14 protein-coding genes are annotated in these 12459 nt (G+C 65.8%); 6 read left to right on the top strand and 8 right to left on the bottom strand.

Features of this window, described 5'->3' with window-relative positions; all coding sequences use genetic code 11:
* Positions 1-35: 35 nt before the first annotated feature.
* The 5 genes from AB7008_RS03790 to AB7008_RS03770 all read right to left on the bottom strand — a co-directional run bounded on the left by AB7008_RS03790 (position 36) and on the right by AB7008_RS03770 (position 4802).
* On the bottom strand, positions 36-992 hold the full coding sequence (locus AB7008_RS03790) for a tripartite tricarboxylate transporter substrate-binding protein (RefSeq protein WP_304492497.1): 957 nt from the start codon (positions 990-992) through the stop codon (positions 36-38).
* 47 nt (positions 993-1039) lie between these two features.
* Entirely contained in the window at positions 1040-1411 is a 372-nt protein-coding gene (locus AB7008_RS03785) for a dimethylsulfonioproprionate lyase family protein (protein ID WP_028159929.1), read from the bottom strand.
* A gap of 27 nt (positions 1412-1438) precedes the next feature.
* Complete coding sequence (locus AB7008_RS03780) at positions 1439-2077, bottom strand: RraA family protein (RefSeq protein WP_441258449.1); 639 nt, start codon at positions 2075-2077, stop codon at positions 1439-1441.
* Positions 2078-2100: 23 nt separating this feature from the next.
* A complete protein-coding gene (locus AB7008_RS03775) occupies positions 2101-3618 on the bottom strand; it encodes an AMP-binding protein (RefSeq protein ID WP_304492496.1) in 1518 nt (505 codons plus the stop codon).
* Between the two features lie 155 nt (positions 3619-3773).
* Positions 3774-4802: an alpha/beta hydrolase gene (locus tag AB7008_RS03770; protein WP_304492495.1), complete on the bottom strand. Its 1029-nt coding sequence runs from the start codon at positions 4800-4802 to the stop codon at positions 3774-3776.
* A 208-nt stretch (positions 4803-5010) separates the two neighbouring features.
* Here AB7008_RS03770 and AB7008_RS03765 point away from each other — a divergent pair, with 208 nt between their 5' ends.
* Positions 5011-5658, top strand: a complete 648-nt coding sequence (locus AB7008_RS03765) for a hypothetical protein (protein ID WP_014490350.1) — start codon at positions 5011-5013, stop codon at positions 5656-5658.
* A gap of 122 nt (positions 5659-5780) precedes the next feature.
* Here AB7008_RS03765 and AB7008_RS03760 read toward each other — a convergent pair whose 3' ends face one another.
* A complete protein-coding gene (locus AB7008_RS03760) occupies positions 5781-5996 on the bottom strand; it encodes a hypothetical protein (protein WP_304492494.1) in 216 nt (71 codons plus the stop codon).
* Positions 5997-6025: 29 nt separating this feature from the next.
* Positions 6026-7033 carry a 2-dehydropantoate 2-reductase gene (locus AB7008_RS03755; protein ID WP_304492493.1) on the bottom strand — a complete coding sequence of 336 codons (1008 nt, stop codon included), beginning with the start codon at positions 7031-7033 and terminating at the stop codon, positions 6026-6028.
* A 165-nt stretch (positions 7034-7198) separates the two neighbouring features.
* Between AB7008_RS03755 and AB7008_RS03750 the strand changes: the two genes are divergently transcribed.
* Entirely contained in the window at positions 7199-7801 is a 603-nt protein-coding gene (locus AB7008_RS03750; RefSeq protein ID WP_248881157.1) for a YidB family protein, read from the top strand.
* A 42-nt stretch (positions 7802-7843) separates the two neighbouring features.
* Positions 7844-8116 carry a GlsB/YeaQ/YmgE family stress response membrane protein gene (locus AB7008_RS03745; RefSeq protein WP_196236584.1) on the top strand — a complete coding sequence of 91 codons (273 nt, stop codon included), beginning with the start codon at positions 7844-7846 and terminating at the stop codon, positions 8114-8116.
* Between the two features lie 157 nt (positions 8117-8273).
* Here AB7008_RS03745 and AB7008_RS03740 read toward each other — a convergent pair whose 3' ends face one another.
* On the bottom strand, positions 8274-9059 hold the full coding sequence (locus AB7008_RS03740) for an SDR family NAD(P)-dependent oxidoreductase (protein WP_038934418.1): 786 nt from the start codon (positions 9057-9059) through the stop codon (positions 8274-8276).
* Between the two features lie 260 nt (positions 9060-9319).
* Here AB7008_RS03740 and AB7008_RS03735 point away from each other — a divergent pair, with 260 nt between their 5' ends.
* Genes AB7008_RS03735 through AB7008_RS03725 form a run of 3 tightly spaced genes read left to right on the top strand, consistent with a single transcriptional unit; the run spans position 9320 to position 12390 of the window.
* On the top strand, positions 9320-10381 hold the full coding sequence (locus AB7008_RS03735) for an acyl-CoA dehydrogenase family protein (RefSeq protein WP_304492492.1): 1062 nt from the start codon (positions 9320-9322) through the stop codon (positions 10379-10381).
* An 18-nt stretch (positions 10382-10399) separates the two neighbouring features.
* Complete coding sequence (locus AB7008_RS03730; protein ID WP_008133127.1) at positions 10400-11560, top strand: acyl-CoA dehydrogenase family protein; 1161 nt, start codon at positions 10400-10402, stop codon at positions 11558-11560.
* Positions 11561-11577: 17 nt separating this feature from the next.
* Positions 11578-12390: an enoyl-CoA hydratase/isomerase family protein gene (locus tag AB7008_RS03725; RefSeq protein ID WP_014490358.1), complete on the top strand. Its 813-nt coding sequence runs from the start codon at positions 11578-11580 to the stop codon at positions 12388-12390.
* Positions 12391-12459 lie beyond the last annotated feature (69 nt).

Below are 12459 nucleotides of genomic sequence, written 5' to 3'. Positions count from 1 at the left end.
CTGGACCCGGGATGGCAGTCCCGGGAAGAGGCCTCTCATGCCTTGATATTGTTGTCCTTCACCACCTTGCCCCAATAGGCGACCTGCTTGTCGAAGAAGGTCTTGAAGGCGGCCCCGTCCTGGAGCAGCAGCGTCATCTGCTGGGTCTCCTTGAGCTGGGCGGCGGTCGCGGGCTCGCTCAGGATCTCCCTGGACGCCGTCGCCATGGCCGCGACGACATCCGGCGGCGTGCCCGACGGCGCAAAGATGCCCCACCAGGCGAGCGTCTCGAAGTCCGGAAAGCCCGCCTCGATCGCGGTCGGCGTATCCGGCAACGCCGGCAGGCGCTCGCGGCCGAGTTGCAGGATCGGCCGCAGCATGTTGGTGCCGAGCTGGGCCGAGACCAGCGCCGCCGATCCCGCGATCAGATCGACATGGCCGCCGAGCACGTCGTTCATCGCCGGGCCGCCGCCGCGATAGGGCACGTGCATGATCTCGACGCCGGCCTTGGTGCCGAGCACGGTCATGGCGAGATGGCCGAGCGTGCCGATGCCGACGGAGGCATATTTCACCGCGCCGGGCGTCGCCTTGCAGGCAGCGACCACGTCGGCAAAGCTCTTGTAGGGACGGCCGGCGCCGGCAGCGATCACGTAGGGCGCGGTGCCCACCAGCAGCACCGGCATCAGCTCGCGCTCGACATCGACCGGCGGCTTGTCGAGGATGGACGGGATCACCGCGTGGGAATCGAAGGTGACCAGGAACGTCGCGCCGTCCGGCGGGCTCTTGGCGACCTGCGCCGCGCCGAGCGCGCCGGCGGCGCCCGACTTGTTCTCGACCACGACGATGCGGTTGAGCTTTGTCTGCAGATTGGCTTGCAACAGCCGCGCCATCGCGTCGGTCGAGCCGCCCGGCGGAAACGGCACGACCAGCGTAATCTTGCCGGCCTGCGCCACCGCTGGCGCGATTGCGAGAATGGCGGGCGCTGCCAGCAGCATGCGTCGTGTGATCGTCATGGTCCCCTCCCCTTTGGTTTTGCGCCTGGCTTTTTGCTCTTTGGCGCTTAGGTCGTACCGAAGCCCGACCCCGCTTTTTTGTATTCTGGCCGCGGTGGACTGAAAATGTCCAGCACGCGGGCCCCATCGGGGCCGGCGCGCATCGTGTGCGGCACATTGCCGGGCGTGCGCCAGAAATCGCCCTTTTTCACCGGAATTTCCTCATCACCCTGGACGCGGATGGCGGAGCCGTCGAGCAGCACGCCCCATTGCTCCTCGGGATGATGATGCAACGTGCCTTGCGCGTGCGGGGCCAGCGTCACCACCGACAGCATCGCCTGCTCGCCGGAGAAGATGCGCGTGGTCACACCCGCCGCGAGTTCGCGAAACAGCCCGTCGCTGGGATCGTCGATGTTGTGAAATTCGTCCTTCTGGCTCACGCTGCCCTCCCCTTCATTCTGATCTGATCAGGATTTGCCGTAGGAGCCCTGGTAGCGGCCCTCGCGGATCGCTTTCATGGTCTCCTCCTCGCGCGCGACCTGGGCGCGGACGGCTTCCAGCAGCGCCGCGGCGCCGGCGGCGGGGAACGACACCACGCCGTCCTCATCGCCGACGACGATGTCGCCGGGCGAGATCACGCTGCCGCCGATCGTCACGGGCACGTTGACCTCGCCGGGGCCGTTCTTGTAGGGGCCGCGATGGATCACCGCGCGGGCGTAGCAGGGAAAGTCGTCGGCGGCGAACGCCGCGACGTCGCGGATCGCACCGTCGATGACATAGCCTTCGGCTTTGCGCCACTGCGCGATGTTCTTCATGATCTCGCCGACCAGTGCGCGGGTCTCGTCGCCACCGCCGTCGACCACGATAACGTCGCCGGGACCGACCAGTTCAAGTGCGCGGTGGATGGCGAGATTGTCGCCGGGACGGGTGCGCACGGTGAAGGCCGTCCCGACCAGCCTGCCGCCGCGATGATAGGGTTTCAGCCCGACCGCGCCGGGCAACCGGGCGAGATTGTCTGAAATGACCGAAGTCGGCGCGCCGCGAAACCCCTCGATGATCTCGGCCGGCGGCTTCGGCACGCTGTTCGCTGCGATGGTGATCGTCATGTCTCAATCCTTCTGCATTCTTCTTATTCGGCGTGCGCCCGCGCCTTCGCCGGCCGAATCCGGAAGGCGCGCCCTTCCTTCATCCACGCCGCGCGCTCGTCGCGCAACAGGGTGCGGCGAACTTTTCCGGAATCATCGCGCGGCGGCGCGCTGACGATCTCGAAGCTCTCGGGGTGCTTGTAGCGGCTGAGCCGGTCTTTCAAGAAGTCCGCCATGCCGTCGGCGATGGCCTGGCCGTCCGCGTCCGGCTCCGGTTCGATGATGGCGTGTACGCGCTGGCCCAATTCCGGATCGGGCAATCCCACCACAACGCAGGACCGCACGCCGGGGCATTCGGAGACCGCGGCCTCGACCTCGGCCGGATAGATGTTGGCGCCGCCGCGCAGTACCATGTCGGCGAGACGGTCGCCGAGATAGAGATAGCCTTCCGCGTCCAGCCGGCCGATATCGCCGAGCGACTCCCAGCCGTCCGCGCGGCGCTTCGGCGCGGCGCCGAGATAGTGATAGGTGGCGTCCTCGCCGTCATTGTTGAGGAAATAGATCTCTCCGGTCTCGCCGGGCGCGACGTCGTTGCCGTCCTCGCCGACGATGCGCAAGCGCGCCATCTCGCCGATCTTGCCGACCGACCCCTTGTGGGTCAGCCATTCCGTGCCTGATATGATGCAGGAGCCCTGCCGCTCGGTGCCGCCATAGAGCTCCCAGACCCGCTCGGGCCCGAGCCAGGCGATCCAGTTCTCCTTCAGCCAGGGCGGCATCGGAGCGGCCATGTGGAACACGGTCTGGAGGCTCGATACGTCGTAAGAGTTGCGCACGCTCTCCGGCAACGCCCAGATCCGGTGCATCATGGTCGGCACGAAATTGACCCATTGCACGCGCTCGCGCGCGATCTGGCGCAGCGTCTCCTCGGCGTCGAACTTGACGAGGCCGGTGAGCTGGCCGCCGGTGAACAGCGCGTAGTGCGACACGATGAACGGCGCGTTGTGATAGAGCGGACCGGGATTGAGCAGCGAGACGCCGAACGGGATGTTGAGCGGCGGCGCGGCGACCGTATCGGTCACCGCCGGCTGATGATCGAGGATCACCTTTGGCCGGCCGGTCGAGCCGCCGCTGGTCATGGCTTTCCAGTAGCGGGCCACCGGCGGATCGAGCGGCTCGTCCGAAAAACCTTCCGGCACGAAATCCGCCGGCAGGCGGTTCGGCGCGTTCCAGTCGGCCTCGCCGCCGACCACCAGCGCAGGCTTCAGGATGTCAAGAACCGCAGCGGCTTCGCCGCGCGGCAGCCGCCACGACAGCGACGTCGGCGTCGCTCCGCACTTCCATACCGCAAACGAGGTCTCGAAGAACGCGTTGCCGTTAGGCAAGCCGATTGCGACAAAGTCGCCGGGCTTGACGCCCTTGGCCATGAACGCTCGCGCGCGCCGATTGGCGCCGCGTTCGAGATCGTCCCATGTCAGCGTATCCTGCCCATGACGGACGGCGATCGTGCCTTGCGGTTTGCGTTGAGCGTACCAGCGAGGCACGTCGGACAGGGGCAGCAGCATCAGGTGTTTCCACTTCGTCTTCTTGGCGTCGTCTCAGGATGAGGCGTCGCGAGACGGAGTGTAACAGCCGGAGCCAACGCTTCAAGACGTCTGCCTTCAAGGTATCTGGCTTCAAGGTATCTGGCTTCAACGCATCTGCCTTCAAGACGTGCGCATCAGCGCTCCGCCCCGCAGCCCGGAATATCGAACAGCGCCGCGAGACCGCATTTCGAGGTCAGCATCTTGTCGCCGTCGTGGCCGACGCCGGCGACGTCCCAGACCCGGTGATTGGGCGTGCCGCGTTCGCGCTTGGCCATCGCATCCGCATAAGCGTGGCCGCGGGCGTAGCGCGTGGGACCTTGCGCCTCGGCCATGCAGCTCTTGTCCAGCGCGGAATGCTTCGGATTGGTGTCGAGCGTGCCGAGCAGATAGATCACCTCGCGCTCGACATAGCGCTGCTCCAGCGCTACCGGCGTTGCGTTCGCAAGATAGGACGGACGCCCGTCCATGCCGTATTTCCAGTTGTTGTAGCCCGGGCACGATGCGGCGATCGCCGGCACGGGCCGCGTGTTGCTGAAATAAGCGTAGGAGGAGGGATTGGCGACGACGTAGCGGACATCGATATGCTGGCGCGACAGCGCCGCCTCGCCTTTGCCGGCGATGGCATAGCGTTGCGCGACCTGGCCACCGCCGGAATGGCCGGCGACGACGACCTGCTTCAGATTCGGGAAGATGCGCCGGTCCGAGAGTTTTACGAGGATCGCATCGAGCGCATCGAAGGATGATACCGGATTCGGCGCCAGCGCGGCGTCGCCACCCTCCCATCCCTCCAGTGACCAGCGCAGCGTATCCGCGGGCAGCTTGTGCGCGTCGATATCGATCTCCGCCAGAAACTGCGGGACGATCATCAGCGCGCTCTTGCCGTCGTCGCCCGCCGCAACCTGCGCAGTATGGGCCGACATGTAATATTCGTCGGCATTGCGCAGGCGTCCGTGCAGCACGATGATCGCGCGCGAGATCGCCGGCAGCGGCAGCGACCAGTCGCTGGAGAGATAGAGCGGCAGCATTCCCTGGCCGCCGACCGAGAGCCGCGCGTCGGCGATCGCCCTCACCGGCTTGCGGTTGGGTGCTTCCTCGTCCGCTGCGAACGCATGGCTGGAAATGAACGCCAATGTGATTGCGGCGAGACGGGCCAACGCTCTCATGACGGATATTCCCCTTCGAATTCAAACCAATAAAGTCTAAGCCGATCATGTGCCGCGAGGCTGTGACTCTCGCGCCACGTCAAGCAAAAAATGTCAGCATTCCAGCCATGAAATTCCCGAGTTCCACGGGTGACAAGCCGGCGATAAAGGGGCAAAAATCGGACCCGACTCAGTTCGGGTTGAGTTTTGCAAGGAATGCTCTCGTAGAATGTCGGACGTAGTTGCATCGCGTCGTGCGGCGCTTGTCGTTGCCGCAGCAGGATTTCTTCTGCTGACGCCGTTGCATGCCCACGCCCAATGGTGGAAGCGCGCGCCCGTCGATTTCGAGGAATGCGCCGACGCCGCCGAGAAGGCCGCGAACAAGACCGAGAAGACGGCTGCGCTTGCCGATTGCAACGCCAAGTTCGCCGGCCGCCGCAAGCCAGGCGGCGGCTATTCCTACTACGATTTTCTCCAGGACCGCACCTTCGACATCGCAGGTCCCAACCCGACGCCGGAGGAGCAGAAGAGGATCGACGAATCCTACACCGCCTACCTTGCCAATCAGCGCCGCAGCAATGAAGCGGCCCAAGCCGCCGCGCGCCAGCAACGCGAGCAGCGCGAGCAACAGGAACAGCAAGCGCGGCAGCAGCAGGTCGCACTGCGAACCGAGGTCGAGCGCGTGCCCGCCCCGGTCGCGCGCGTGCCTGTCCCGGTCGAGCGGCCGAAGGTGCAGCAGTCCGTCAGCCCGCGACCGAAGGGCGCGCCCTGCACCAAGGGCTCGTTCTCCTGCGAATGGCCGCGGCTATCGGAAAGCTTGAGCGATCTGAAGAAGCTGTTCACCCCGGCGCCAAGCAAGCCGGCGAAGAAGGGCTGAGCCACGGCTTCAGCCGTCATTGCGAGCGTAGCGAAGCAATCCAGAGTCTTTCCGCGGAGGGATTCTGGATTGCTTCGCTGCGCTCGCAATGACGAGTTGGATGGATATTCGTGCCCCCATCCTCAGTTCGGATGCTTCTTCTTGACGCGCTTGGGTGCGGGTACCGATTGACTCCCCGGCGCCGTTGTCGTCGGCGAATTGCCCAACTGCGACCTGCTCTCCTGCAACCGCCTGTCATAACCGGGCGAACTCACCACCATTGGCGGCCTTGCGTAGGCGAGCGTCGACGCGGCGCAGAGCGCGGCCAGCGCGAGCCCAATCATCAGACAACGCCTCATCGTTGCTCCTCCCGCCGCCCGGCTCGCACTCAGGCCGCTCCGCGGATCTGCTGCGGCGTCAGTCGCGGCGGACCATTGCCTGCCGCCTCGGCCTGCTTGATCAGCGCAACAATGCGGCGCATCAGCGGCACGTCGACATTGTTCTGCTCGGCGAGTGCTATGACTGCGCCCTGGAGATAGTCGATCTCGGTCCTGCGGCCCTGCTTCAGGTCCTGCCACATCGAGGAACGCGCCTCGGGATCGATCTTCATCGTGCGTCCCAGGATCGCATTGAAGATCGCATCGGGCAGCCTCAGCAGGGTCGGCGTCCACCTCAGCGGGATCGGCGTCGCCGAGACCGGCGCGATGCCGGCGGCGTTCATCGCAGTCACGCCTTCGGCCATCTGGTCGGCGAACAGTCTTCGCCAGTCGCGGTTCGCCAGTTGCGCGGCAAGCGGCATGTCGGACAGCGCGCTGAGCGCATTGTTCAAATTGATGATCAGCTTGCCCCATTGCACGCCGGTGATGTCACGGCTTGCGCGCACGGTGAGGCCGGGCACGGACAGCGCTGCGGCCGTATTCGCCTCATCCTCGCCGACATGGATGTCGCCGGACGTCGAGCGGTGGAAGCGTCCCTCGCCCATCGCGATCACGTTGAACGGCACCATGCCGGCGAGCACGCGCCGGCCGCCGAGCCGCTCGCGCAGAACCGCGACATTGCCGACGCCGTTTTGCAGGGAGACGATGACGGCGTCCTGCGGCGCGTGCCGGGCAATCTGGTCCGCGACATCGGCGGTGTCGGCGCTCTTCACCGTGACCAGCACGATGCCGGCGTTGTGGAAGATCGCGGGATCCTCCGACAGCGCGAGCTGGCCCGCACCGAGCTTCTGCTCGGAGCCGTCGAAATCGGTCAGCCGCAGGCCGAACCGCTCGATCTCGGTTTTGACCCGCGGCCGCACCAGCAGCGCGACGCGGTGCCCTCCGGCCGCCAGCAGGCCTCCGACGAAACAGCCGATGGCGCCCGCGCCGGCCACCACGATCGGTCGATCCGCAACCACCTGACCTTGCTCCCTTGAATGACCCGCCCTCGATAGCAGAGGCAACGTCGACTGCCCATTGGTTGCGGTGCATTCGCCTTGTAACCGTCATGAGAGCCTCATATGTTTTTGCCCCGGGGGGCTGTCACCGGCGAGAACTCGCCGACGAGAACGAAGGAGAGCACCATGGGTCTACTCGACGTCCTCAACGGCATGCAGAACGGCCCCCGCGGCCCGAGCACGCCCAGCTCTGAGCAATCCTCCGGCGGCATGTCGCCAATGACCATGGCGCTGCTCGGCCTGATCGCCTGGAAGGCCTTCAAGCATCTGACGGCAGGCCAGCCCGACGCGGCGCCGGCGCCGCAGCAGCGCTCGCCGCTGCCGCCCCCGACGCCTGTCAATACGGGCAGCAGCGCTGTTCCCGGCGGCCCTGGTGGCAGCGGCGGTCTCAGCGACCTGCTCAAGGGCGGCCTCGGCGGCCTGCTCGCGGGCGGCGCCGCCGGCACCGTGCTGAGCGGCGGTCTCGGCGATCTCCTCAACCAGCTTCAGCAGGGCGGCCACGGCGAGGCCGCGAATTCCTGGGTCGGCAAGGGCGAGAACAAGGCGATCGCGCCCGGCGATCTCGCCAGCGCCCTCGGCGCCGACCAGATCCAAAGCCTGTCCGCCCAGAGCGGCCTGTCGCGCGACGAGCTGCTCTCCGGCCTCAGTCAATATCTGCCGCAGGTGATTGATCACCTGACGCCGGATGGACGGCTGCCGACCGAGAACGAGCTCTCGGGCAGACTTTAATCGAACCTTGATCTACGCGTTCTCGGGAAGGGGAGCACAGACATGAGCATGGGCGGCCTGTTGTGGATCATCGTCGTCGGCTTCGTCGCCGGCCTTATCGCGCGCTGGCTGGCGCCGGGACCGAACAACCCGAGCGGCTTCATCCTCACCACCATCCTGGGCATTGCGGGTGCGTTTCTCGCCACCTTCATCGGACAGGCGATCGGGCACTACAGCCCAGACCAGGGCGCCGGCTTCATCATGGCCACGATCGGCGCGGTGGTGGTGCTGTTCATCTGGCACCGGCTGGTCGCGAGCGGCGTGATAAAAGGGTAGGCCCCTCGTCGTCCCGGACAAGCGCGCCGCCCTAATCACAGGGAGTAGTTTGACGAAGACCGGCAACTCCGAGTCTTCGCCAAACTACTCCCTGTGGCTATGGGTCCCCGCGTTCGCGGGACGACCTCTGCGTGTGACGCGCGGAGCGCGGTGCCAATCAAGTAATCAAATGCATCCCCGCATCCATGCGCACGACCTCGCCGGTCATGTTGCTCGACGCCGGCGTCGCCAGGAAGCAGACGAGCTGCGCGATGTCATTGGCGGATGACGCGACCTTCAGCGGTACCTTCGCCACCACGCTGTCGCGCACCTGCTTGGCGCCGGCCTCGCCGCGGCCTTTGGTGAACCAGGGCGTATCGATATAGCCGGGACACACCGTGTTGACGCGGATCAGCGGCGCCAGTGCACGGGACAGCGACAACGTCATCGTGTTGAGCGCGCCCTTGCTCGCGGCATAGGCGATCGACGAGCCGACGCCGCTGATGCCCGCGACCGAGGACACGTTGACCACGGCGGACGGCCGCTCCGAAGCCTTCGCGCCGGCCTCGAGCAGGCTGCGTGCCGCGCGCACCATCTGGAACGGGCCGATCGTGTTGACGCCGTACAAGCGCTGGAAATCTTCAGCCGACAATCCATCGAGATCGGCATGCGCGACATGCTTGGTGATGCCGGCATTGTTGACGAGCACGTCGAGCCGGCCCCAACCGCTGGCTGCCGCGACGATCTTGCGGCAATCCTCGTCGCGCGAGACGTCGCCCTGAGCGACCAGCACTTCCGCCGCCCCCGCCTTGCGGCAGAGTTCGGCGGTGGCCTCGGCTTCCTTCTGGCTCGAGGAATAGTTGATGACGAGCCGCGCCCCGCTCCGCGCGAGAATTTCCGCAGTCGCTGCACCAAGTCCGGATGCGGACCCCGTCACGATTGCGCACAAGCCGTCTTTTGCCATCCGGATTTCCTTCCCCTTGATTGAATGCAAGCCTTGAGCAGCTGGCCCTGTTTAGCGAGTTTGCCGCGCCCTGCAAATCGAGCAAACTCCGCTAAGCGGAATTAGTCCATAGCAGCTCTTGCGCCCATGCCGGAGCCGCAGATGGGCCTGCGGTCAACGCTTGTCAGGGCCATGGCTTTTTCGGATCATCGGGCGCAAGAAGAGACCGCGCGCCGCGCCGACCGGACGGACCGCGCCAATGGCAAAACACGGGGAACGCTGTGGCGGAGAGTGACAATATCGTCGTCGAGACCGCGGAGAAAATCTTCGCCGATCTCGCCGATCCGCAGACCATCAACAACGACAAGAAGGGTTCGTGGCAGGCGCCGCTGTGGCGGGCGCTGAGCGAAGCCGGCTTGCCCTTGTCCTGGGTGCCTGACGATCTCGGCGGCTCCGGCGCCAGCCTTGCCGACGGTTTTGCGCTGCTGAACGCCGCCGGCCGCTTCGCGGTCGCGGTTCCCCTGGCCGAGACCATGCTGGCGGGCTGGCTGCTTGCGCAGGCGAAAATCGCTTCACCGGAAGGTGAGATGACGGTGCTGCCGGCGAGCCCGAAGGATCGCATCACGCTCGCCGCCGACGGCACGCTCTCCGGCCGCGCTCGCGGCGTGCCCTTTGCCAAGGCGGCGAAGCACTTTGCGGTGCTGGCGCACGGCAAGGATGGGATCTCGATTGCGTTGGTCGATGCGAGCAAGGGCCGGATCGAATCCGGACTCAACGTCGGCTACGATCACAGCGATACCGTGACGCTCGACAAGGTTCAGCCCGTCACCGTCAAGCCCGCGAAGGGCCTTGACCAGACCACGCTCATGCTGATGGGCGGCGTCGCGCGCAGCCTTCAGATCGCGGGCGCGCTGGAAGCGATGCTCGACATCTCGGTGCGCTATTCCAATGAGCGCGTCGCGTTCGAGAAGAAGATCTCGAAGTTTCAGGCCGTGCAGCACAATCTCGCCCGGCTCGCCGGCGAATCCGCCGCCGCGCTTGCGGCCGCGACGTCGGCGGCCGATGCCATCGCGAACGCAAAATCATTCGACGACGAGGTCTACCTCGAAGCAGCCTCGGCAAAGATCCGCTGCGCGGAGGCCGCGGAGAAAGGCGGCGCCATCGCGCATCAGGTGCACGGCGCCATCGGCTTCACCAGCGAGCACATCCTGCACCGCTTTTCGCTGCGGGCGCTGGCCTGGCGCGACGATTTCGGCTCGGAGAGCCACTGGGCCGTCGAGCTCGGCAAGCTGGTGGCAAACCGCGGCGCCGACGAATTGTGGCCGCTCGTGGCTTCGCGCTGATCAGGGGACCAGACAATAATGACCGCTGCCCTCCGTTTCGATCCGATCCGCCTGCCCGAGAAGTGCGAGCAATTGCGCAAGGAAGTGCGCGCCTTCCTCGCCGAGGAAATCGCGGCCGGCACCTTCGATCCGCACAAACCCAACCGCGAGGACACCGACGCGCCGGAATTTTCCCGCCGGGTCGGCGCCAAGGGCTGGTTGGGCATGACCTGGCCGAAGAAATATGGCGGCCAGGAGCGCTCCTTCCTCGAGCGCTACGTGGTGACCGAGGAAATGCGCGTCGCCAACGCGCCGACGCGGCGTTTCTTCGTCGCCGACCGCCAGAGCGGGCCGGTGCTGATCAAATACGCGCCCGAGCATATCAAGATGGATATCCTGCCGCGCATCTGCCGCGGCGAGATCTGCTTTGCCATCGGCATGAGCGAGCCGAACTCCGGCTCCGACCTGTTCGCGGCGAAGACGCGCGCGACCAAGACCGACGGCGGCTATCTCATCAATGGGACCAAGATCTGGACCTCGTCGGCGCACATCGCCGACTACATGATCGCGATCTTCCGGACCTCGCAGCCGACCAAGGAAAACCGCCGTCACGGCCTGACCCAGTTTCTGGTCAAGATGAAGCAGCCGGGCATCCAGGTGAACCCGATCGGCCAGATCACCGGCCAGTACGAGTTCAACGAGGTCGTCTTCACCGACTTCTTCGTGCCCGATGATCACGTGCTCGGCGAAGTCGACGGCGCCTGGAAGCAGGCGACGAGCGAGCTCGCCTATGAGCGTTCCGGCCCCGAGCGTTTTCTGGAGACCTATTACGTGCTGACCGAGCTGGTGCGTGCGGTCGGCCCCAACCCGGACACCCGCAGCGCCGAGGGCATCGGCCGGCTCGTGGCGCAGCTCCACACCATGCGGCGCATGTCGGTGTCGGTTGCGGGCATGCTGCAGGCCGGCAAGGAGCCGGTGGTGGAAGCGTCCATCGTCAAGGACATCGGCACGGTCTGGGAGCAGCAGCTTCCGCATCGCGTGCGCGATCTCGCCGCCTTCGTCGAGGAGACCGCGACCAACCGCGAGACGCTGGAGCGGCAACTCGACTTCGCCATCAAGACCGCACCGAAACTCACCATCCAGGGCGGCACCACCGAGGTGCTGCGCGGCATCATCGCGCGCGGACTGGGTTTGCGCTAATTCAATCGAGGATCGTCATGAGCACCTACAAAGATATCGGCGTCGAAAAAGTTGGCCACGTCGGCACCATCGAGATCCGCCGTCCGCCGCTGAACTTCTTCGACATCTCGCTGATCAACCAGATCGCGGATGCACTCGACGAGTTCGATCGCGACATCGAGATCCGCGCATCCGTGCTGTCGGCACAAGGCAAGGCATTCTGCGCCGGCGCCAATTTTGGCGATCCGGCGCGGCAGGCGCAGGAAGCGCGCGAGGCCGAGAAGAAGGGCGACCCGGCCGACAACCTCGGCCCGATCAACCATCTCTACATCCAGGCCGTGCGCATCTTCCGCGCCAAGAAGCCGATCGTCGCGGCCGTGCAGGGCGCGGCCATCGGCGGCGGGCTCGGTCTTGCAGTGTCGGCCGACTTCCGCGTCACCTGCCCGGAAGCGCGCTTCTCCGCCAACTTCACGAAGCTCGGTTTCCACCCCGGCTTCGGCCTGACCGTGACGCTGCCCGAGCTGATCGGCAAGAACAACGCCGAGCTGATGTTCTACACCAGCCGCCGCGTCACCGGCGAAGAAGCCGTCAAGTGGGGCCTCGCCAACGAGCTGGTGCCGCAGGACCAGGTGAAGGCAGGCGCGATGAAGCTCGCTGCCGAAATCGCCGAATGCTCCCCGCTCGGCCTTCTCTCCACCCGCGCCACGATGCGCGCCAACCTCGCCGATCGCGTGATGGCCGCGACCAATCACGAGCTCGCCGAGCAGACGCGCTTGCGGGCAACGGAAGACTTCAAGGAAGGCGTCAAGGCCACGGAAGAGCGCCGCACGGCGAATTTCAAGGGAAGGTAACGACTGTCCTGCATGCCGAATAGCCGCGGCAACCTCTCCTGTCGTCCCTGCGAAAGCAGGGACCCATTA

Source organism: Bradyrhizobium sp. 521_C7_N1_3 (assembly GCF_052075975.1).
In the GTDB taxonomy this organism is placed as follows: Bacteria; Pseudomonadota; Alphaproteobacteria; order Rhizobiales; family Xanthobacteraceae; genus Bradyrhizobium; species Bradyrhizobium japonicum.
The sequence above is the reverse complement of the archived record's forward strand: the minus strand, read 5'-3'. Positions and strand labels throughout refer to the sequence as shown.

Excerpts from the sequence above, each read along its gene's own strand:
- AB7008_RS03790 (WP_304492497.1), bottom strand. The coding sequence starts at position 992 with ATGACGATCACACGACGCATGCTGCTGGCAGCGCCCGCCATTCTCGCA.
- AB7008_RS03780 (WP_441258449.1), bottom strand. The coding sequence starts at position 2,077 with ATGACGATCACCATCGCAGCGAACAGCGTGCCGAAGCCGCCGGCCGAG.
- AB7008_RS03775 (WP_304492496.1), bottom strand. The coding sequence starts at position 3,618 with ATGCTGCTGCCCCTGTCCGACGTGCCTCGCTGGTACGCTCAACGCAAA.
- AB7008_RS03770 (WP_304492495.1), bottom strand. The coding sequence starts at position 4,802 with ATGAGAGCGTTGGCCCGTCTCGCCGCAATCACATTGGCGTTCATTTCC.
- AB7008_RS03765 (WP_014490350.1), top strand. The coding sequence starts at position 5,011 with ATGTCGGACGTAGTTGCATCGCGTCGTGCGGCGCTTGTCGTTGCCGCA.
- AB7008_RS03760 (WP_304492494.1), bottom strand. The coding sequence starts at position 5,996 with ATGAGGCGTTGTCTGATGATTGGGCTCGCGCTGGCCGCGCTCTGCGCC.
- AB7008_RS03750 (WP_248881157.1), top strand. The coding sequence starts at position 7,199 with ATGGGTCTACTCGACGTCCTCAACGGCATGCAGAACGGCCCCCGCGGC.
- AB7008_RS03745 (WP_196236584.1), top strand. The coding sequence starts at position 7,844 with ATGAGCATGGGCGGCCTGTTGTGGATCATCGTCGTCGGCTTCGTCGCC.
- AB7008_RS03740 (WP_038934418.1), bottom strand. The coding sequence starts at position 9,059 with ATGGCAAAAGACGGCTTGTGCGCAATCGTGACGGGGTCCGCATCCGGA.
- AB7008_RS03730 (WP_008133127.1), top strand. The coding sequence starts at position 10,400 with ATGACCGCTGCCCTCCGTTTCGATCCGATCCGCCTGCCCGAGAAGTGC.
- AB7008_RS03725 (WP_014490358.1), top strand. The coding sequence starts at position 11,578 with ATGAGCACCTACAAAGATATCGGCGTCGAAAAAGTTGGCCACGTCGGC.